Raw genomic sequence first — 20,197 nt, forward strand, 5'->3', positions numbered from 1 at the left:
CGGCCTTCTGGAAGTCGTCGCCGAACGCGTCGTCGAACGTCTTCATCATGCTCGCGCCGCCGATCTCCTCGATCCGCAGCGAACGCCCCCGGGCTGCCGCGGCGTCGGCCCGGCGCCTGCCGGGTGCCGTCTGCCGCCGGGCCGTCGGCCGCTCACCGTTCGGCCCGCCGGTGATCCGAACGGCGGGACCCGCGCGCGGTGCCCGGGAGGGCGCGGCGCCCACCCCGTACCGGTTCTCGAATCCTGGAAACGCGGAGATGCCAGCATGCTCGAAACCACCCCGCCGTCCACGTCCACCCGGCCGGTCCGGCTGCGCGGTCTGGCGCCGGACGACGCGGACACCGGCGGCCGGCGCATGCTCGCCGGCCTCGCCGACGGCACGGTGTCCGACCCGCCGGCCGCCCGCACGCTCGCGCTGCCGCCCGCCACCTCGTGGCTGCCCGGCCTGGTCGTCTGCGAGACGTCCTTCGACGAGGAGCTGACCCTCACCCCCGGCGTCGTCTTCGGCGGCTGGATCGCCTGCCTGGTCGACCACTTCGCCGGGCTGGTGATGCTGTCGGCGATCCCGGACGGCAGCGGCTTCCTCACCGCCGGCCTGTCCGTCGAGTACCACGCACCGCTGGTGCCCGGCCCCGTCCGCATCGAGACCGTACTGACCAGCTGCTCCACCCGCCGCGCCGTGGCCGAGGTGCGCTTCGCGCAGGACGGCGCCCGCGCCTGCACCGGGACCGTCGAGCAGATCATCCACCGCACCACCGGCCCGCACACGGAGCGAGGGACATGCGCGACAGCGAACTGACCCAGGACCACCGCGACTTCCAGGCCATGGTGCGCGACTTCGTCGAGCGGGAGATCGTCCCGTTCCACGCCGACTGGGAGCGCGCCGGGCTCGTCGACCGCGAGGTGTGGCGCCGCGCCGGCAAACTCGGGCTGCTGGGCATCGACGTACCGGAGGAGTACGGCGGCGGAGGCGTCCGCGACTTCCGCTACCAGGTCCTGCTCAGCGAGGAGATCATGCGGGTCGGCGCGACCGGCATCGGCTTCGCCCTGCACAACGACGTCGTCGCGCCCTACCTCCTGGAGCTGGCCACCGACGAGCAGAAACGGCGCTGGCTGCCCGGCTTCTGCTCGGGCGACCTGGTCACCGCCATCGCGATGACCGAACCGGAGGCCGGCAGCGATCTCCAGGCCATCCGCACGACCGCCTTCCAGGACGGCGACGACCATGTGCTGCGGGGCGCCAAGACGTTCATCACCAACGGCATCCACGCCGACCTGGTCGTCGTGGTCGCCCGCACCCGCCCCGGCACGGGCGCGCGCGGCCTGAGCCTGCTCGTGGTCGAGCGGGGCATGCCCGGATTCTCCCGCGGCCGCAAGCTGGAGAAGATCGGCATGGCCGCGCAGGACACCGCCGAGCTGTTCTTCGACGACGTCCGGGTCCCGGCCGCCAACCTGCTCGGCACCCCCGGCCGTGCCTTCCTGCACCTGGCCGCCAACCTGCCGCAGGAGCGGCTCGGCATCGCCGCCTACGCCGTGGCCGCCGCCGAGACCGCCTTCGCCCAGACCCTCGCGTACTGCAAGAGCCGCACCGCCTTCGGACAGCCCGTCGGATCGTTCCAGCACGTCCGCTTCGAACTGGCCGAGATGGCCACCGAGCTGGACGTGGCCCGCACCTACGTCGACCGGGCGGTGGCCGAGCACAACGCGGGCCGGCTCGACGCGGTCGCCGCGGCCAAGGCCAAGTGGTGGGCCACCGACGTCCAGCGCCGGGTCCTCGACCGCTGCGTCCAACTGCACGGCGGCTACGGCTTCATGCGGGAGACGCCCGTCGCCAGGGCGTTCGTGGACAACCGGGTGCACCCGATCTACGGCGGCACCAACGAAATCATGAAGGAGATCATCGGCCGGGACCTCGGCGTCTGATCCCGGCCGTCCGCTCCGCCCGCACCAGTCCGGCGACTCCGCCGACGACCCGACGCAAAGGACCACGATGACGGCAACGACCCACCGGACCGCGGCGAGCGCACACCAGTGGACCACCCCGGCCGGCGCCGAGGTGACCCGCCGGTCCGAGCCCCTGGACCTCGCCCGGGCCAAGACCGAGCTCGCCCGGCTGGAAGAAGCCCTGGACACCCGGCGCGGACTGCTGATGTCGGGCCGCAGCGACCAGCCGGGCCGCTACCGGCCCCACGACATCGCGTACGTCGACCCGCCCGTCGAGGTGACCGCCCACCAGGACGACGTCCGGCTGCGCGCGCTCAACGAACGCGGCCGCGTCCTGCTGCCCGCCCTCCTCCAGGCCCTGACCCCGCTGGGACCCCGCCACGACGAGACCGCGGGCACCGTCACCGTCGCCATCGACCCGAGCGGCGGCGCACGCCACGACCGGGCCCCCTTCGCCGAGGAGGACCGCACCCGGCTGCCCTCGGCCTTCACCGTGCTGCGCGCCCTCGTCGCCGCCCTGGCGGCACCGGACGACGACGTGTGGGGCCTGTACGGCGCCTTCGGCTACGACCTCGTCCTCCAGCTCGACCCCGTACCCCACCATCAGGACCGCGACCCGCGCGACCGCGTCCTCGCCCTGCACATACCGGACCGCATCCTGTGCGTCGACCGGCACCGGGGCACCGCCGTGCGCCACAGCTACGACTTCTCCCACGCCGGCCGCAGCACCTCCGGGCTCGACCGGGCCACGCCCGCCGTGCCCCTCGCCCCGCCCGCCCGGCCGACCGCCCCGCGCGACCACGCCCCGGGCGCGTACGCGGAACTCGTCGGCCTCGCGAAGGAGCGGTTCCGGGCCGGCGACCTGTTCGAGGTCGTGCCCGGCCAGAGCTTCCACCGGCGCGCCGGGGCGGCGCCCTCGGAGGTGTTCCGCCGGCTGCGCACCCGCAACCCGGCGCCGTACGGCCTGCTCATGAACCTCGCCGACGGCGAGCACCTGGTGGGGGCGTCGCCGGAGATGTTCGTCCGCGTCGACCCGCGGGCCCGCACCGTCGAGTCCTGCCCGATCAGCGGCACCGTCGCGCGCGGCCGCGATCCGCAGGAGGACGCCGAACAGATCCGCGCGCTGCTCGGCTCCGAGAAGGAGGAGTCGGAGCTGACGATGTGCACCGACGTGGACCGCAACGACAAGGCGCGGGTGTGCGTACCGGGCAGCGTCGAGCTGCTGGCGCGCCGGCAGATCGAGCTGTACTCGCGGCTCATCCACACCGTCGACCACGTCCGCGGCCGGCTCCGCGACGACCGCGACGCGCTCGACGCCTTCATGAGCCACATGTGGGCGGTGACCGTCACGGGAGCCCCCAAGCGGGCGGCGATCGCCTTCGTGGAGGAGCACGAGCGCAGCCCGCGCCGCTGGTACGGCGGTGCGGTGGGCCGCATCGGCTTCGACGGGGGCCTGGAGACCGCGCTCACCCTGCGCACCGTGCAGTTCCGCGACGGCGTCGCCACCGTGCGGGCCGGGGCCACGCTGCTGTTCGACTCGGACCCGCGGGCGGAGGAGGCCGAGACGGTGCTCAAGGCCGGCGCGCTCCTCGACGCGGTCGAGAACGCGGGCGGCGACGCGGTGCGGAGGGCGGGCGCGGACGTACGGCCGGCCGCCGCGCCGGCGGTCCGGGACGGCCGGCGGCGCCGCGTGCTGCTCGTCGACCACCAGGACTCCTTCGTCCACACGCTCGGCGACTACGTCCGGCAGACGGGCGCGGAGGTGGTCACCTACCGCGCCGGATTCCCCCTCGACCTGCTCGACACCGTCGCGCCCGATCTGGTGCTCCTGTCGCCCGGTCCCGGCCGCCCGGCCGACTTCGGGATGTCCGCCCTGCTGGACGGGGTCCTGTCCCGCGGCCTGCCGGTGTTCGGGGTCTGCCTGGGCCTCCAGGGCATCGTGGAACACTTCGGCGGCACCCTCGGCACGCTGCCCTGGCCCGTGCACGGCAAGCCGTCGACGGTCGAGGTCGCCGGTGACGGCGGGACCGTGTTCCGGAACCTGCCGGCCCGGTTCCGCGCCGGGCGCTACCACTCCCTGTACGCCGATCCGGCGACGCTCCCGGCCGGCCTGAGGGTGACCGCCCGCACCGCCGACGGCACGGTGATGGGCGTCGAGCACCGGACGCTGCCGGTGGCGGCCGTGCAGTTCCACCCCGAGTCGATCATGACGACGGGGGAGGGTGCGGGCCGGGCCCTGATCGCCAACGCCGTGTCCGGACTCAGGGGCCCCGTACGGGCCACCGTGACCGCAGGGAGCCCGCGATGACGCAGCACGAGGACGACCGGCCGTCCGCGGACGACATCCCCACCGCCCGTGCCGTCCCCCGCTCACCCTTCACCCGCGGCGCACGCCTGATGTCCCTGCCGCTCGGCTTCGCCGGCCGCTCCGCGCTCGGCTTCGGGCGGCGGCTGCTGGGGGAGAACGCCGACCTCCTCGCCGACGAGGTGCAGCGCCGCACCGCCACGCACCTCTTCCGCGTGCTGGGCGAACTCAAGGGCGGGGCCATGAAGTTCGGCCAGATGCTCTCCGTCTTCGAGGCGGCGCTCCCGCCGGAGGCCGTCGGCCCCTACCGGGCCGCCCTGACGCTCCTTCAGGAGGCCGCGCCCGCCCTGCCGGCCGAGCAGGTGCACGCGGTCCTGCGCGAGGAGCTCGGCCCGGACTGGCGCGAGCGGTTCACCGAGTTCGAGGACGTGCCCGCGGCGGCCGCCTCCATCGGCCAGGTGCACCGCGCCGTCCACACCGACGGCAGGACCGTCGCCGTGAAGATCCAGTACCCGGGGGCCGGCGAGGCACTGCTCGGGGACTATGCCCGACTCGGCCGTCTGATCCGGCTGTTCTCCCTGGTCACCCCCGGTCTGGACGTCGAGCCGATGCTGCGCGAACTGCGCGAACGCGTCGCCGAGGAGCTGGACTACCGGCTCGAGGCCGAGGCCCAGCAGGCGTTCGCCGACGCCTACCGCGACGACAAGGAGATCTCGGTCCCCGAGGTGGTGACGTACACCCGCCGGGTGCTCGTCACGGAGTGGATCGAGGGGACGCCGCTCGCCTCGGTCATCCGCGAGGGCTCGCAGGCCGAGCGCGACGACGCGGGCCTCCTGTACGCGCGCTTCCTCTTCTCCGGGCCCGAGCGGGCGGGGCGCCTGCACGCCGACCCGCACCCCGGGAACTTCCGGCTGCTCCCCGACGGCAGGCTCGGTGTCCTGGACTTCGGCGCCGTCAAGCACCTTCCCGACGGTTTCCCGCCGGCCCTCGGCAGTCTGATCCGGCTGGCCCAGGACGGGGACTGGGCCGCCGCCCAGGACGTCCTCGTGCGGGAGGGCTTCATCACGGCGGGCGCTCCCCTCGACCACGCCGCGCTCGGCGCGTTCCTGCTGCCGGTGGCCACGCCGTCGGCCGGGGAGACGTACCGCTTCACGCGCGAGTGGCTGCGCGAGGAGGTCGTGCACTCCGTCGACCTGCGCGAGGGCGGACTGCTGCGCCGCTTCAACCTCCCGCCCTCCTACGTGCTGGTGAACCGCGTCGTCGGCGCGGCCACCGCGGTGCTGTGCCAGCTGGAGTGCGAGATCCCGTTCCGTGCGGAGGCGGCCCGCTGGCTGCCCGGATTCGTGCCCGGCACGGCAGCGGCGGGGGAAGCGGAGGCCGAGGCGTCGGACGACTGAGCGGTCCGGCAAGGCCCGGTCCGTCCCGGCACCGTGTGTCCCCGGCCCCGTTCGCCTGTATAACGGTATGCAGAATCCGTCGAGGGTGAATAGGTCGAGGGGGAGCAGGATGAGCGGGACGGACAGCCCGGCCGCACGGCTGCAGGCGCTCTTCGAGGGGCACCGGCTGACGCCGACCCAGCGGCGCATCGCGCACAGCATGGTGCGGCGCGCGGCCGACGTGCCCTTCCTGTCCAGCGTCGAGCTGGCCGAGCTGGCCGGGGTCAGCCAGCCGTCCGTGACCCGCTTCGCCGTCGCCCTCGGCTTCGACGGCTACCCGGCCCTGCGCCGCCACCTGCGCGAGGTCGCCCCCGCGGAGACGGCGCCGGACACGGGCACCTGCAACGAGTACCAGCAGGCCGTGGAGGCCGAGATCGAGAACCTGCGGCACCTGGCGGAGGCGCTGGCCGACCCCGGGCCGGTGCGGGAGGCCGGCCGGGTCCTCGCGGGCAGCCGGCCGCTGCCCGTCCTCGGGCTGCGCGCGGCGGCCGCCCAGGCGCACGGCTTCGCCTACTTCGCCGCCAAGGTCCACCCCGACGTGCGGCTCCTCAACGAGGGCGGCACGATGATCCACGACCGCATAGACGCCGCCGTCCGGGCCGGCGCGAGCGCCCTGCTCTGCTTCGCCCTGCCCCGGCATCCGCGCGAGGTCGTCGACACCCTCGCGCACGCCAAGGAGGCGGGGCTCACGGTCGTGACCGTCGCCGACTCAGCCTTCGCGCCGGTCGCCAAGGTGTCCGACCTGCTGCTGCCCGCCGCCGTCGGCACCGGCCTCGCCTTCGACACGGCCTGCGCGCCGATGCTGCTGGGCCGGATGCTGCTGGAGGCGATGTGCGACGACCTGCCGGACGCCCAGGCCCGGCTGGAGGAGTTCGACGCCAAGGCGGTGGCCCGGGGCCTGTTCGTGGAGTGACCCGTCCGGCCGACGGGTTCTCAGATTCGTCTCAGCTTCCCCCGCTACAGTGCGGCGCCCGGCAACAGGACTGCGGACGAGGAGGCGGGAACGTGGCACGCGGAGGACAGGGACTGGCTCGGGTCGCCGTCGTCGTACGGGCGGGGGCGGCGCCGCTGTGGTGGCTGGGCGTACTCGCGGCGGGCATCGGCCTGCCGGTGCCGGGACTGACCGGGCGCAGGATCGGCGTCCTGGCCGGCGCGGCGCTGTTCCTCGTGGCGGCGGCCGTGGTGGCCTGCGTGCGCCGCAAGCGCTACACCGCCCTGGCCGGCTCGGCCGCCCGCGCCGGCAAGCACGACGTCCTCCAGGACCGTGCGGTGACCGTGCGCAACTGGCGCCGGGGCCACCGCTGGTGGCTGCTGCTGGCCTTCCTCGCCGCGCTCGCCGCCACCTTCGCCGTCCCGGCGGCGGCCGGACTGCTGATGGCGGGCTGCGGCGTCGGCCTGTGGCTGAAGTCGGCCTGGATCGGCCGCCGCGAACAGGCCGGCGACGCCCTGCTCTGGGTCCGCGTGGACTGGCTCGCCCCCGACGCCGGCCGCCCGGCGGGCAAGACGGTCAAGGCCTACCGCAGCACAGGCATCGCAGCGGGCGACGCGGCCCCGGGCGGAGCCAGGCGCAAGACGCCGGCGCTGGTCTGACAGGGAGCTCGGCTCCTGGGGAGGGCCGGGGCGCTGCGCGCCCGGCCCTCCCCAGGAGCGCGGGGAACTGCGCGACCAGCCACGACATGGCCGCACCCTACGAACCACCCGCACCCCCACGGCGAAGACCGCTCAACGAGCCGACGTACGCACCACCGGACTCGGCCACGATCTCCCCGACGCTCTGCGCCTCCCGCACGGTCGCGAAGCCGACACCCCCCTCCCCGCCCCCGGCGAACCCGTACACCGCGGGCCGCGCCAGCGAGTTGTACGCGTAGTGGTGCGCGAAGTAGTACGCCCCCGTGTCCAGCGCCGCCGCGTAGTCCCCCTGCTCCAGCAGCGGCAGCGCGCACCCCGACGCCAGCAGGTCCCCCGCGAAGCACGCCGGCCCCGCCACGTCCTGCACCACGTCCGGCCCCTCCTTCGGCAGCCCCTTGCCGCCGTACGCGGCGATCCGCAGCGGCCACGCCCCCGGCGCGTACACCGTCCGCGTCGCCACCTGCACGCCCGCGTGCGTCACCGCGACCGGCCGGCCCCCCGCGCTCTTGGCGTACTCCACACGGGCCACCACCGTGCCGTGCTTGGCCAGCAGCGACCGGCCGAACTCGGTGACCAGCCCGTACCGCCCGTCGAACAGCCCCGGCACCGCCTCGCGCAGCACGTGCGCGTACGCGGCGTACGTCGGTGTCGTCTCCTCGGAGGCGAAGTTGACCGGCAGCCCGCCGCCGATGTCGAGCGTGTCCACCTGCCGGCGCCCGGCCCGCTCGTTGATCTCCTCGGCGAGCGCGTACGTCTCCGCCACGCCCCGGGCCATGAGCGTGAGCGGGATGCCCTGGGAGCCGGTGTGCGCGTGCAGCCGGGTCAGCCACGGCCGGTCCAGATACGCCCGCACCACCCACTCGCGCGCGCCCTCGTCGCGCAGCGCCACGCCGAACTTCGAGGTGGCCGTGGCCGTCGAGAGCGCCTCGATGGAGCCGCCGCCGACCTGGGGGTTGACCCGGATGCCGAGCGGGGACCGGCCGGTCCCCGCCGTCATCAGGGCGTCCAGGCGCTCCAGCTCCTGCGGGTTGTCCGCGTTGACGGCGATGCCCAGCGCCAGGGCCTCGCGCAGCTCTTGGGGCGTCTTGGCGGGCGAGTCCAGCACCGTCCGCTCCGCCGGCACCCCCGCCGCCCGCGCCAGCGCCAGCTCGCCCGGGCTCGCGACCTCCGCGCCGATGCCCTCCTCGTGCAGCAGCCGCAGCACCGGGACCAGGGGGCTCGCCTTCACCGCGAAGGCGTGCAGCACGGGCGTCCCCGGCGCCGTCACCGCCTCGAACGCCGTCCGCAGCGCCGCCGCCGACTCGCGGATCCCGGCGACGTCCAGCAGACCGACGATCGGGGTGTCGGGCCCGAGCAGCCCCTGCTCCACGGCCGCCCGCACCGCCTCGTCCCGCCGCGCGGCCCGCTCCGCGTCCGTGCCGTCCAGCTCGCTGCTCGTGCCCGTGCCGTCGCTCACGCGATCCTCCACCGTCGCCGCCCGTCCTGTGCGTCCAGCCCCACACTCGCACGCACGCGTGGCGGGACACGAACGTATTGACTAGTTCTATTCACGAGGCGAGTATGTGAATATCCGCAGTAACAATCCGCCGGGAAGAGCCACCAGGAGGCAGACCATGTCCGGATCCCGCCCGCCCGTCTCCCGCCACCACCCTCAACCGAGGCCCTACGGGCCGCCCCCTGGTGGGGTCCGAGCGCCACGCGGGACGACGCCGAGCGCGCTGGGCTGGCAGCAGGAGGCCGCCCTGCGGATGCTGCAGAACAACCTGGACCCCGAGGTCGCCGAGCACCCCGACAAGCTCGTCGTCTACGGCGGCACCGGCAAGGCCGCCCGCGACTGGCGCTCCTTCGACGCCATGGTCCGCACCCTTCGGACCCTCAAGCAGGACGAGACGATGCTCGTCCAGTCGGGCCGCCCGGTCGGCGTCATGCAGACCCACGAGTGGGCCCCGCGCGTCCTCATCGCCAACTCCAACCTCGTCGGCGACTGGGCCAACTGGGAGGAGTTCCGCCGCCTGGAGGCCCTCGGCCTGACCATGTACGGGCAGATGACCGCCGGCTCCTGGATCTACATCGGCACCCAGGGCATCCTCCAGGGCACCTACGAGACCTTCGCCGCCGTCGCCGCGAAGAAGTTCGGCGGCACCCTCGCCGGGACCATCACCCTCACCGCCGGCCTCGGCGGCATGGGCGGTGCCCAGCCCCTCGCCGTGACGATGAACGACGGCGTCGCGATCTGCATCGACTGCGACCCCCGCGCCATCGACCGCCGCATCGAGCACCGCTACCTCGACGTGCGGGCCGACTCCCTCGACCACGCCCTCCACCTCGCCACCGAGGCCCGCGACCAGCGCAAGCCGCTGTCCATCGGCGTCCTCGGCAACGCCGCCGAACTGGTGCCCCAGCTCCTCGCCATGGGCGCCCCCGTCGACATCGTGACCGACCAGACCTCGGCCCACGACCCGCTCGCCTACCTCCCCGTCGGCACCGCCTTCGAGGACATGGCCGACGCCGCCGTCAAGGACCCGGCCGGCTTCACCACCCGCGCCCGCGAGTCCATGGCCCGGCACGTCGAGGCCATGGTCGGCTTCCAGGACGCCGGCGCCGAGGTCTTCGACTACGGCAACTCCATCCGCGGCGAGGCCCAGCTCGCCGGCTACGACCGGGCCTTCGCCTTCCCCGGCTTCGTCCCCGCCTACATCCGCCCCCTGTTCTGCGAGGGCAAGGGCCCCTTCCGCTGGGCCGCCCTCTCCGGCGACCCCGCCGACATCGCCAAGACCGACAAGGCCATCCTCGACCTCTTCCCGGAGAACGAGTCCCTGGCCCGCTGGATCAAGATGGCCGGCGAACGCGTCCACTTCCAGGGCCTGCCCGCCCGCATCTGCTGGCTCGGCTACGGCGAGCGCGACAAGGCCGGTGAGCGCTTCAACGACATGGTCGCGAGCGGCGAACTGGCCGCGCCGATCGTCATCGGCCGCGACCACCTCGACTGCGGCTCCGTGGCCTCCCCGTACCGCGAGACCGAGGCCATGCTCGACGGCTCCGACGCCATCGCCGACTGGCCGCTGCTCAACGCCATGGTCAACGTGGCCTCCGGCGCCTCCTGGGTCTCCCTCCACCACGGCGGCGGCGTCGGCATGGGCCGCTCCATCCACGCCGGGCAGGTCACCGTCGCCGACGGCACCGCGCTCGCCGGCGAGAAGATCCGCCGCGTCCTCACCAACGACCCCGGCATGGGTGTCATCCGGCACGTCGACGCCGGGTACGACATCGCCGAGTCCGTCGCCGAGGACCGCGGGGTGCGGGTGCCGATGCGTGAAGGCGACGAGACGCGCGAGGGCGGCGACGCGTGAGCTTCCACAGCATGTGGGCGGAGCTGCTGCCGGTCGGCCGCAGCTCCGCCTCCGGCGGCTACCGCCGCTTCGCCTGGACCGGCGCCGACGCCGACTGCCGGGCCTGGTTCCGTCAGCAGGCCGAGGACCGCGGCCTGACCCACGAGGTCGACCGCAACGGCAACCAGTGGGCCTGGCTCGGCGACCCCGCCGCCGGGAACGCCGTCGTCACCGGCTCCCACCTGGACTCCGTCCCCGACGGCGGCGCCTTCGACGGCCCCCTCGGCGTGGTCTCCGCCTTCGCCGCCCTGGACGAACTGCGCCGCAGGGGAGCGCGGATCACCAGGCCGCTCGGCATCGTCAACTTCGGCGACGAGGAGGGCGCCCGCTTCGGCCTCGCCTGCGTCGGCTCCCGGCTCACCTCCGGCGCGCTCACCGTCGAGCAGGCCCACCGCCTGACCGACGGCGACGGCATCACGCTGCCGCAGGCCATGGAGGCCGCCGGCTACGACCCGGACGCCATCGGAGCCGACCCCGAACGTCTCGACCGCATCGGCGCCTTCGTCGAGCTCCACGTCGAGCAGGGCCGCGCCCTCGACCTGTCCGGCGACCGGATCGGCCTCGCGTCCGCCATCTGGCCGCACGGACGCTGGCGGTTCGACTTCCGCGGCGAGGCCAACCACGCCGGCACCACCCGCCTCGCCGACCGGCGCGACCCGATGCCGACCTACGCCGAGACCGTCCTCGCCGCCCGCCGCGAGGCCGAACTCGCCGGTGCCGTCGCCACCTTCGGCAAGATCGCCGTCGAGCCGAACGGGGTCAACGCCATCCCCTCCCTCGTCCGCGGCTGGCTCGACTCCCGCGCCGCCGACCAGGCGAGCCTGGACACCGTGGTCACCGGCATCGAGAACGCCGCCCGCGAGTACGCGGCCGCCCACGGCGTCGACCTCGACGTGGTCCGCGAGTCCTTCACGCCCGTCGTCGAGTTCGACCACGCCCTGCGTGACGAACTCGCCCGCATCCTGGGCGACGACACCGAGCTGAAGGTCCCCGTCCTGGGCACCGGCGCCGGACACGACGCCGGAATCCTCTCCGGACGCATCCCGACCGCCATGCTGTTCGTGCGCAACCCCACCGGCGTCTCGCACTCCCCGGCGGAATCCGCCGACGAGGACGACTGCGTGGCCGGGGTGCACGCACTCGCCGACGTACTGGAAGGGCTGGCCCGCACGTGACCCCCACCCCGCGGACGTACTGGCTGGAGCACGCCTGGCTCGGCACCCACGTCGAGCCGGGCGTCGCCGTGGACGTGCACGACGGCCGCATCTCCGCCGTCCGCACGGACACCCCCACCCCGCCCCCCGGAGCCGAGCCCCTGCGCGGCCTGACCCTGCCGGGGCTCGCCAACGCCCACAGCCACGCCTTCCACCGCGCCCTGCGCGGCACCGTCCAGGTCGGCTCCGGGACCTTCTGGACCTGGCGCGAGGTCATGTACTCCGTCGCCGACCGGCTGACCCCCGAGGCCTACCTCGACCTCGCCCGCGCGGTGTACGCCGAGATGGCCCTGGCCGGCATCACCACCGTCGGAGAGTTCCACTACGTCCACCACGCCCCCGGCGGCACCCCCTACGCCGACCCCAACGCCATGGGCGAGGCCCTGATCGAGGCAGCCGCCCAGGCCGGCGTCCGCATCACCCTCCTCGACACCTGCTATCTCTCCGCCGGCTTCGGAGAGCCCCCGAACACGCACCAGCTCCGCTTCTCCGACGGGACGGCGGACGCCTGGGCGGAACGCTGTGCAGTTCTCAAGGAACGGGATCACGCACGGATCGGGGCGGCGATCCACTCCGTACGGGCCGTGCCCGCCGGCCAGTTGGCGACCGTGGCGCAGTGGGCGGAGGCGCGGCGGGCCCCGCTGCACGTGCACCTGTCCGAGCAGACCGCCGAGAACGACGCCTGTCTGCAGGCCCACGGCCGCACCCCGACCCGCCTCCTGGCCGACCACGGCGTGCTCGGCCCCCGCACCACCGGCGTCCACAACACCCATCTCACCGACGAGGACGTCGCCCTGCTCGGCGGCAGCCGCACCGGCACCTGCATGTGCCCGACCACCGAACGGGACCTCGCCGACGGCATCGGCCCGGCCCCCGCCCTCCAGCGCGCCGGCTCGCCGCTCTCCCTCGGCTCCGACAGCCACGCCGTCGTCGACCTGCTGGAAGAGGCACGCGCCATGGAGCTGAACGAGCGGCTGCGCACCCGCACCCGCGGCCACTGGACCGCCGCAGCACTGCTGCGCGCGGCCACCGCCGACGGCCACGCCGCCCTCGGCTGGGACGACGCCGGCCGCATCGAGGCCGGCGCCCGCGCCGACCTGGCGACGATCGCCCTGGACTCGGTCAGAACAGCGGGGCCGCTGCCCAGGCTCGGCGCCGAGACGGCCGTATTCGCGGCGACGGCGGCCGACGTACGGCACACGGTCGTGGGCGGGCGGCACGTCGTACGCGACGGGGCGCACACCCTCGTCCCCGATGTGCCCGCGGCCCTCGCTCGGGCCGTCGAAGCCCTGCACGCCTGACCACCCACCCCCGCCCCCACGAGGACGTCACGGACCCCATGAGCAGCAGCACCGTCATCACCAACATCGCCGCACTCGTCACCAACGACCCCTCCCTCGGCGACAACTCCCCCCTCGGACTGGTCCGGGACGCGGCCGTCGTCATCGACGGCGACCGCGTCGCGTGGACCGGTGGATCAAGCAAAGCACCCGCCACTGACAATCGCGTCGACGCCGGCGGCAGGGCCGTCCTGCCCGGCTTCGTCGACTCCCACTCCCACCTCCTCTTCGCGGGCGACCGCACCGAGGAGTTCAACGCCCGCATGTCCGGCCGCCCCTACAGCGCCGGCGGCATCCGCACCACGGTCGCCGCCACCCGCGCCGCGAGCGACGAGGAACTTGAGGCCGGCCTCACCCGCTACCTCGCCGAAGCCCTGCGGCAGGGCACCACGACCTTCGAGACCAAGTCCGGTTACGGCCTGACCACCGCCGACGAGTCCCGCGCCCTGCGCATCGCCGCCCGCCACACCGACGAGGTGACCTTCCTCGGCGCCCACGTCGTCGCCCCCGAACTCGCCGACGACCCGGCCGCCTACGTCGCCCTCGTCACCGGCGAGATGCTCGACGCCTGCGCCCCGCACGCCCGCTGGGTCGACGTGTTCTGCGAGAGGGGCGCCTTCGACGGCGACCAGGCCCGCGCGATCCTCACCGCCGGCAAGGCCAGGGGCCTGCACCCGCGCATCCACGCCAACCAGCTCTCCCACGGCCCCGGCGTCCAGCTGGCCGTCGAGCTGGACGCCGCCAGCGCCGACCACTGCACCCACCTCACCGACGCCGACGTGGACGCCCTCGCGAACAGCCGCACCGTCGCCACCCTGCTCCCCGGCGCCGAGTTCTCCACCCGCGCCCAGTGGCCCGACGCCCGCCGCCTCATCGACGCGGGCGCCACGGTCGCGCTGTCCACCGACTGCAACCCCGGCTCGTCCTTCACGTCCTCCGTCCCCTTCTGCATCGCGCTCGCGGTGCGGGACATGGGGATGACACCGGACGAGGCGGTCTGGTCGGCCACGGCCGGCGGCGCGGCGGCCCTGCGCCGCGACGACGTCGGCCGCATCACTCCGGGCGCCCGTGCCGACCTGACGCTCCTCGACGCCCCGAGCCACGTCCACCTGGCCTACCGGCCCGGCGTGCCCCTGGTCGACGCGGTGTGGCGACGCGGCGTACGCGTGGTGTGACGCCCGGCGTCCCCGTACGCGGAACCCGAAGGGGGGCGGCCCGGCCCGGACCGCCCCCCTGGAGGACAAGCGTCACCCGATGAGGATCACTCCTCGACCGTGAGCCCCTTGCGCAGTCGTACCAGCGTCCGCGACAGCAGCCGGGACACGTGCATCTGGGAGATGCCCAGCTCCTCGCCGATCTCCGACTGGGTCATGCCCGCCACGAAGCGCAGGGACAGGATCTTCCGGTCCCGGGGCGGGAGTTCGGCGATCAGCGGCTTCAGCGACTCGACGTACTCGATGCCCTCGAGCCCGTGGTCCTCGTAGCCGATGCGGTCGGCGAGCGCGCCCTCCGCGTCGTCCTCCTCCGGCTGGGCGTCCAGCGAGGATGCGGTGTAGGCGTTGGAGGCGGCCATGCCCTCGACGACCTCGTCCCGGGACAGGCCGAGGTGCTCGGCCAGTTCGGACACGGTCGGGGCGCGGTCCAGGCGCTGGGCCAGCTCGTCACCGGCCTTGGCCAGGTCGAGCCGCAGCTCCTGGAGCCGGCGCGGGACGCGCACGGACCACGAGGTGTCGCGGAAGAAGCGCTTGATCTCGCCGATGATGGTCGGCATCGCGAACGTGGGGAACTCGACACCCCGCGACATCTCGAAGCGGTCGATCGCCTTGATCAGGCCGATGGTGCCGACCTGGATGATGTCCTCCATCGGCTCGCTGCGGGAGCGGAAGCGGGAGGCGGCGAACTTGACCAGTGCGAGGTTGAGCTCGACGAGCGTGTTGCGTACGTACGAGTACTCGTGGGTGCCCTCCTCCAGCGACTCGAGCCGCTCGAAGAGGGTCTTCGAGAGGGCTCGGGCGTCCGCCGGAGTCACCTCGTCGTAGGCGGGGATGTCCGGAAGCCCGGCGAGGGTGCCGTCGTGGTCGACGACGGCGTCGTGGTGCTCGATGGGATCCAGATGTTCCGGAGGGAGTGTCGACGTCGCTTCCTGGGTACGCGATCCGTCGAGCCGGGGTGACATGATGTCCTCCATCGTTCTCGGCATACGGCTGCCGAAGCCAGTTACGTGCACTGCGGTGTGCGGCGCCTCCAAAGCCGGCCGTGTCGGGTGTGTGTCCTACTAGGCCTACCGGGTTTACCGAGCCCACCGCAAGTGTGTTCTGTGTGGGTATGTCCGTTTGTGTGCGGTTGTTCGGGTGTCGGAGTGCCCTGGGAAGGCGTAGTGTTCGAGGGCGTCAGCAGCAGTCACGACGTCGGGAGAGAGAGACGGCATGGACCGCGGGACGGTCGGCAGCGCACAGTCGGGCCGGCTTCTGGTCGAGGTGCGCGAAGAAGGCCCCAGTGCCGTCGTGACTCCGGCGGGTGAGTTGGATCACCACACCGCCGATCTGTTGCGCGAGCCGCTGGAGGAATGCCTCGCCAAGGGATTCAACCGGCTCGTCGTCGACTGCTCGCGCCTGGAGTTCTGCGACTCCACGGGACTCAACGTCCTGCTCGGCGCGCGACTGAAGGCGGAGGCCGCGGGGGGCGGCGTCCATCTCGTGGCCATGCAGCCGGTGGTGGCGCGCGTGTTCGAGATCACGGGGGCCGAAGCGGTCTTCACCCTCCACGACACGCTCGAAGCGGCCCTGTCGGACGAGTCCGACTGAGCCGTCGTCCCCGGGCGCGGCGACGGGTCTCGTGCGGCCTCTGATGCCGGCGTTTTCACCCCGTCCCGTGTTTCGTGGCGAATACAGGGGTGTTCAGCCGGTCCGGTCGGGCAGGAGACATCCTGACTGCGACTTGTGACTGTGTACGACATTGAAACGTGAACTGGTGAATCGGTGAGGTGAAGCGCTGATGAGCACCACCCGGCCCTACCCGCCGGGCGACCGCGGTCCGGAGCCCAGCGGCGCTTCCGGGGCGTCCGAGGGGGGCGTGTCCGGGGCCGGTGAGCCCGGGGAAGACGGCGCGCCCGCTTCCGGAATCGGCGTGCCCGTATCCGCAACGGCGACCGGGCCGGGGGGCCGGCAGGTCCGCAGGCTGAGCTTCGACGACCAGAGCGGTGTCGTGCCACTCGCCCGTGACTTCACCCGCCAGGCGTTGTACGCGTGGGGCTGGCTGCCGTCCGCCACCGCGGACCAGCGTGCCGCCGCGGAGGACGTGCTGCTCGTGGTCTCCGAGCTGGTGACCAACGCGTGTCTGCACGCGGAGGGGCCGGACGAGCTGTCGATCACGTGCGACCGCAAGGTGATCCGGCTGGAGGTCTCGGACCGGGGCGCGGGGCAGCCCGCGCCGCGCACTCCGCACCGGGCCGGGCGTCCTGGGGGGCACGGCATGTTCATCGTGCAGCGGCTGTGTCTGGACTGGGGGGTCGTACGGACTCCGGGGGTCGCGGGCAAGCGCGTCTGGGCGGAGCTGGGCGCACCGGCGTAACGCCGTGGGCCGTAGGGGGTGGGCCGCGCGCCCCGGCGCGGCCGTGATGCCGCGCGCCCACCCGTGCCGTATACCTCCGGAGGTTTCGTGGCGTCCGTCGCTGCCGTGGCCCTGGGGCGGGTCGCGTGGCCCGGCGCTGCCGGGGCGCCGCTGCGCCCACCCGTGCTGCGCCGGTGGCGCGGCTGCCCGCAGCTGAGTCGGAGCGCCCCCTTGCCCTTCTGTGCTGCGCCGGTGGCGCGGCTGCCTGCAGCTGAGTCGGACTGCCCCCTTGCCCTTCTGTGCTGCGCCGGTGGTGCGGCTGCCCGCAGCTGAGTCGGACTTGCCCCCTTGCCCTTCTGTGCTGCGCCGGTGGCGCGGCTGCCTGCAGCTGAGTCGGACTTGCCCCCTTGCCCTTCCGTGCCGCCTCAGCGGCACGATCGCGCGCAGCTAGGCGGCTGTACGACCGCCGTCGGCCAGGGCTGCCACGCCCCTTCCTGTGCCGCCGACGGCCTCTGCCGGTCCCGCGTGCGCCGCTTCCCCACCGCGGGCCCCGTTGAAAACGCCCGGAGGGCCACAGCATCCGTGCGGGATGCGGTGGCCCTCCAGAAGCAAGGTCCGGCCGGAGGCCTCAGCGGACGTCGCCCATGAGTTCCTTGACGCGCTTGCGGTACATCCACACCGCGAGACCGGCGACCACGGCGAGCGTGGCCTCCAGGGCCACGATGCCCGTCTTGTTCAGGTCGACGCCGGCGATGGAGAGCAGACCGGTCGTGGCGTCACCGGCGGTGACGGCCAGGAACCAGACGCCCATCATCTGGGAGGCGTACTTCACCGGCGCCATCTTCGTCGTCACCGACAGGCCGACCGGCGAGAGCATCAGCTCACCGCAGGTCTGGACGAAGTAGATCGCCACCAGCCACATGGCCGCCGCCTTGTGACCGCCGTCGGCGATCGCCAGCGGGGCGAGGAACAGGAAGAAGGACGCGCCGACCAGCACCAGGCCGAACGAGAACTTCACGACCGTGCTCGGCTCCTTGCCGCGGCGGGCCAGTGCCAGCCACAGGGAGGCGAAGACCGGGGCCAGGGCCATGATGATGACCGGGTTGACCGACTGGTACCAGGAGACCGGGAACTCCCAGCCGAGGACGCTGTTCTCGGCGGAGGAGTCGGCGAAGATCGACAGGGTCGAGCCGCCCTGGTCGTAGATCATCCAGAAGACGGCCGCGGCGACGAAGAACCAGATGTACGCGGACATCTTCGACTGCTCGGCACGGTCCAGCGACTTGTCGCGCTTGATGCGGGTCAGCACCAGGACCGGGATGATCACGCCGAGCAGGGTCAGCGGGACCAGGATCCAGTTCAGCGTGTAGTGGCCGGAGAAGCCGACGATCGCGTAGAACACGACGGCGATGGCGGCCCAGAACGCGGCCTTGCGCAGCGTCGAGGTCTTCTCCTCCACCGACAGCGGCTTCGGGACGACGCTGGAGTGCGCGGCGAGGTGGCGGCTGCCGATCAGGAACTGGACCACACCGAGCGCCATGCCGACCGCGGCGAGCGCGAAGCCCAGGTGCCAGTTGACGTTCTCACCGATGGTGCCGATGGTCAGCGGCGCCGCGAAGGCACCGAGGTTGATGCCCATGTAGAAGACGGTGAAGCCACCGTCGCGGCGCGGGTCGTCCGGACCGTCGTACAGCTGGCCGACCATCGTGGAGATGTTGGCCTTCAGCAGACCCGAGCCGATGGCGACCAGGCCGAGGCCCGCGTAGAACGTGCCCGATGAGGGGAGCGCCAGCGTGAGGTGGCCGAGCATGATGACGCCGCCGGCGATGGCCACGGTCTTGCGGGGACCCCAGACACGGTCACCGAACCAGCCGCCCGGCATCGTGAGCAGGTACACCAGCGACAGGTACACCGAGTAGATCGCGGTCGCGGTGCCGGCGCTGAGGCCGAGACCGCCGGGAGCGACGAGGTACAGCGGGAGCAGAGCCCTCATGCCGTAGTAGGAGAAACGCTCCCACATCTCGGTCATGAAGAGAGTGGCCAGTCCGCGGGGGTGGCCGAAGAAGGTCTTCTCGGAACCGGGGGTGCCCGGACGGACCGAGTCCTTCGTCAGGCTGGACGCCATGGTCGTTCCTTGCTGTCGGGACGCGCTCATGAGGCGATGCGCGCCCGGTGGGGGGCAGCCGGCACCGGCGGCCCACCCGTCCGGCCCCACGCCTGAGGGACTCGCCCCGGATCACGGGGCGCTGGACGGAGACCACCGGGATCCACGCCTCCACGCGCTTCACTGCACGCGATGAGGCCCGGCCACAGGTCATTCCTTTCGAGGCCGGCCGTGGACCGGCCCGCACACGAAAGAGACCCTCAGCGTCGAAACTGCCGCCAAAGGTCCTCTGGGTGCTACAGGCGCTGATTCACCATACGGCAGGACACCGCCCGGTATGGAAGGACTTGAGACGCGGATCACAGGTGACGGCGGAACCGCGAACGATCTTTCGAAGGTCCATCACAGGATGGCACCCCACAGCCGCAGGTCCGCAACCGGGGCCGCGGCGCGGGCCGGACCGTGTGCGCCCCGGTGCGGGTACGGCACCTGTCCGGCATGTCCGGAGGTAAGAGACCCTCCCGTCGATCACACCCCGGGCGTTGCTCCGAGCGGACTACCATCAGCCCATGACCCGTGTACTGCTCGCCGAGGACGACGCGTCCATCTCGGAGCCGCTGGCCCGCGCACTGCGCCGGGAAGGGTACGAGGTCGAGGTGCGTGAGGACGGCCCCACCGCGCTCGACGCCGGGATGCAGGGCGGCATCGACCTGGTGGTGCTGGACCTCGGGCTGCCCGGCATGGACGGGCTGGAGGTCGCCCGTCGGCTGCGCTCCGAAGGGCACGCCGTGCCGATCCTGATCCTGACCGCCCGCGCCGACGAGGTGGACACCGTCGTCGGCCTGGACGCGGGCGCGGACGACTACGTCACCAAGCCCTTCCGGCTGGCCGAGCTGCTCGCCCGGGTCCGCGCCCTGCTGCGGCGCGGCGCCGCCGAGCCCCAGCAGCCGCCCGCCACGCACGGCGTGCGCATCGACGTCGAGTCGCACCGCGCCTGGATGGGCGACGAGGAGCTCCAGCTCACCGCCAAGGAGTTCGACCTGCTGCGGGTCCTGGTCCGCGACGCCGGCCGGGTCGTCACCCGCGACCAGCTGATGCGCGAGGTCTGGGACACCACCTGGTGGTCGTCGACGAAGACCCTCGACATGCACATCTCCTGGCTGCGCAAGAAGCTGGGCGACGACGCGGCCAACCCCCGCTACATCGCCACCGTGCGCGGCGTGGGCTTCCGCTTCGAGAAGAACTGAGCCTGCGGGGCCGTACACGGGCTCGCAGAGGTACGTAGGG

At 73.2% G+C, this 20,197-nt stretch carries 17 protein-coding genes; 13 read left to right on the forward strand and 4 right to left on the reverse strand.

Annotation, left to right across the window (positions count from 1 at the left end):
- The coding region (locus AB0E77_RS29215) for a hypothetical protein (RefSeq protein WP_361576330.1) at positions 1-223 on the reverse strand (223 nt) is incomplete at its 3' end.
- A 42-nt stretch (positions 224-265) separates the two neighbouring features.
- Between AB0E77_RS29215 and AB0E77_RS29220 the strand changes: the two genes are divergently transcribed.
- The 6 genes from AB0E77_RS29220 to AB0E77_RS29245 all read left to right on the forward strand — a co-directional run bounded on the left by AB0E77_RS29220 (position 266) and on the right by AB0E77_RS29245 (position 7,275).
- On the forward strand, positions 266-799 hold the full coding sequence (locus AB0E77_RS29220) for a PaaI family thioesterase (protein ID WP_361576333.1): 534 nt from the start codon (positions 266-268) through the stop codon (positions 797-799).
- On the forward strand, positions 781-1,923 hold the full coding sequence (locus AB0E77_RS29225) for an acyl-CoA dehydrogenase family protein (RefSeq protein WP_361576336.1): 1,143 nt from the start codon (positions 781-783) through the stop codon (positions 1,921-1,923). Before AB0E77_RS29220 ends, AB0E77_RS29225 begins: the two co-directional genes overlap by 19 nt.
- 67 nt (positions 1,924-1,990) lie before the next feature.
- The gene (locus AB0E77_RS29230; RefSeq protein WP_361576339.1) at positions 1,991-4,252 is read left to right on the forward strand and encodes an anthranilate synthase component I; all 2,262 of its coding nucleotides are present in this window, start codon (positions 1,991-1,993) and stop codon (positions 4,250-4,252) included.
- Positions 4,249-5,646 carry an AarF/ABC1/UbiB kinase family protein gene (locus AB0E77_RS29235; protein ID WP_361576342.1) on the forward strand — a complete coding sequence of 466 codons (1,398 nt, stop codon included), beginning with the start codon at positions 4,249-4,251 and terminating at the stop codon, positions 5,644-5,646. The genes AB0E77_RS29230 and AB0E77_RS29235 overlap by 4 nt, the downstream gene beginning before the upstream one ends.
- 109 nt (positions 5,647-5,755) lie before the next feature.
- Complete coding sequence (locus AB0E77_RS29240) at positions 5,756-6,598, forward strand: MurR/RpiR family transcriptional regulator (RefSeq protein ID WP_361576345.1); 843 nt, start codon at positions 5,756-5,758, stop codon at positions 6,596-6,598.
- A gap of 92 nt (positions 6,599-6,690) precedes the next feature.
- Positions 6,691-7,275: a hypothetical protein gene (locus tag AB0E77_RS29245; protein ID WP_361576348.1), complete on the forward strand. Its 585-nt coding sequence runs from the start codon at positions 6,691-6,693 to the stop codon at positions 7,273-7,275.
- Between the two features lie 97 nt (positions 7,276-7,372).
- Here AB0E77_RS29245 and AB0E77_RS29250 read toward each other — a convergent pair whose 3' ends face one another.
- Complete coding sequence (locus AB0E77_RS29250; RefSeq protein WP_361576351.1) at positions 7,373-8,770, reverse strand: diaminopimelate decarboxylase; 1,398 nt, start codon at positions 8,768-8,770, stop codon at positions 7,373-7,375.
- A 157-nt stretch (positions 8,771-8,927) separates the two neighbouring features.
- Between AB0E77_RS29250 and hutU the strand changes: the two genes are divergently transcribed.
- The 4 genes from hutU to hutI are packed head-to-tail and all read left to right on the forward strand — an operon-like array spanning position 8,928 to position 14,432.
- A complete protein-coding gene (gene hutU / locus AB0E77_RS29255; RefSeq protein ID WP_361576354.1) occupies positions 8,928-10,664 on the forward strand; it encodes a urocanate hydratase in 1,737 nt (578 codons plus the stop codon).
- A complete protein-coding gene (locus AB0E77_RS29260) occupies positions 10,661-11,878 on the forward strand; it encodes an allantoate amidohydrolase (protein WP_361576357.1) in 1,218 nt (405 codons plus the stop codon). The genes hutU and AB0E77_RS29260 overlap by 4 nt, the downstream gene beginning before the upstream one ends.
- On the forward strand, positions 11,875-13,218 hold the full coding sequence (locus AB0E77_RS29265) for a formimidoylglutamate deiminase (RefSeq protein WP_361576360.1): 1,344 nt from the start codon (positions 11,875-11,877) through the stop codon (positions 13,216-13,218). The genes AB0E77_RS29260 and AB0E77_RS29265 overlap by 4 nt, the downstream gene beginning before the upstream one ends.
- Positions 13,219-13,256: 38 nt before the next feature.
- Positions 13,257-14,432 (forward strand): imidazolonepropionase, encoded by a 1,176-nt coding sequence (hutI, locus tag AB0E77_RS29270; RefSeq protein ID WP_361576363.1) that lies wholly within the window; start codon positions 13,257-13,259, stop codon positions 14,430-14,432.
- A gap of 86 nt (positions 14,433-14,518) precedes the next feature.
- On the opposite strand, the gene AB0E77_RS29275 is transcribed toward hutI, so the two are convergent.
- On the reverse strand, positions 14,519-15,445 hold the full coding sequence (locus AB0E77_RS29275) for an RNA polymerase sigma factor SigF (RefSeq protein ID WP_361576366.1): 927 nt from the start codon (positions 15,443-15,445) through the stop codon (positions 14,519-14,521).
- Positions 15,446-15,683: 238 nt separating this feature from the next.
- Here AB0E77_RS29275 and AB0E77_RS29280 point away from each other — a divergent pair, with 238 nt between their 5' ends.
- On the forward strand, positions 15,684-16,061 hold the full coding sequence (locus AB0E77_RS29280) for an STAS domain-containing protein (RefSeq protein WP_161164769.1): 378 nt from the start codon (positions 15,684-15,686) through the stop codon (positions 16,059-16,061).
- Between the two features lie 190 nt (positions 16,062-16,251).
- Positions 16,252-16,827: an ATP-binding protein gene (locus tag AB0E77_RS29285; protein WP_361576369.1), complete on the forward strand. Its 576-nt coding sequence runs from the start codon at positions 16,252-16,254 to the stop codon at positions 16,825-16,827.
- Between the two features lie 607 nt (positions 16,828-17,434).
- Here AB0E77_RS29285 and AB0E77_RS29290 read toward each other — a convergent pair.
- Positions 17,435-18,931, reverse strand: coding sequence for an MFS transporter (locus AB0E77_RS29290; RefSeq protein WP_361576372.1), 1,497 nt, complete (start codon positions 18,929-18,931; stop codon positions 17,435-17,437).
- A gap of 548 nt (positions 18,932-19,479) precedes the next feature.
- Between AB0E77_RS29290 and AB0E77_RS29295 the strand changes: the two genes are divergently transcribed.
- Positions 19,480-20,157, forward strand: coding sequence for a response regulator transcription factor (locus AB0E77_RS29295; protein WP_077798502.1), 678 nt, complete (start codon positions 19,480-19,482; stop codon positions 20,155-20,157).
- Positions 20,158-20,197 lie beyond the last annotated feature (40 nt).

The sequence above is a fragment of the Streptomyces sp. NPDC032940 genome, assembly GCF_040636935.1.
Taxonomy (GTDB): domain Bacteria; phylum Actinomycetota; class Actinomycetes; order Streptomycetales; family Streptomycetaceae; genus Streptomyces.

Coding starts and splice junctions, on each gene's coding strand:
- AB0E77_RS29285 (WP_361576369.1), top strand. CDS start 16,252: ATGAGCACCACCCGGCCCTACCCGCCGGGCGACCGCGGTCCGGAGCCC.
- AB0E77_RS29240 (WP_361576345.1), top strand. CDS start 5,756: ATGAGCGGGACGGACAGCCCGGCCGCACGGCTGCAGGCGCTCTTCGAG.
- hutU (WP_361576354.1), top strand. CDS start 8,928: ATGTCCGGATCCCGCCCGCCCGTCTCCCGCCACCACCCTCAACCGAGG.
- AB0E77_RS29280 (WP_161164769.1), top strand. CDS start 15,684: ATGGACCGCGGGACGGTCGGCAGCGCACAGTCGGGCCGGCTTCTGGTC.
- hutI (WP_361576363.1), top strand. CDS start 13,257: ATGAGCAGCAGCACCGTCATCACCAACATCGCCGCACTCGTCACCAAC.
- AB0E77_RS29275 (WP_361576366.1), bottom strand. CDS start 15,445: ATGGAGGACATCATGTCACCCCGGCTCGACGGATCGCGTACCCAGGAA.
- AB0E77_RS29290 (WP_361576372.1), bottom strand. CDS start 18,931: ATGGCGTCCAGCCTGACGAAGGACTCGGTCCGTCCGGGCACCCCCGGT.
- AB0E77_RS29225 (WP_361576336.1), top strand. CDS start 781: ATGCGCGACAGCGAACTGACCCAGGACCACCGCGACTTCCAGGCCATG.
- AB0E77_RS29220 (WP_361576333.1), top strand. CDS start 266: ATGCTCGAAACCACCCCGCCGTCCACGTCCACCCGGCCGGTCCGGCTG.
- AB0E77_RS29295 (WP_077798502.1), top strand. CDS start 19,480: ATGACCCGTGTACTGCTCGCCGAGGACGACGCGTCCATCTCGGAGCCG.
- AB0E77_RS29230 (WP_361576339.1), top strand. CDS start 1,991: ATGACGGCAACGACCCACCGGACCGCGGCGAGCGCACACCAGTGGACC.
- AB0E77_RS29235 (WP_361576342.1), top strand. CDS start 4,249: ATGACGCAGCACGAGGACGACCGGCCGTCCGCGGACGACATCCCCACC.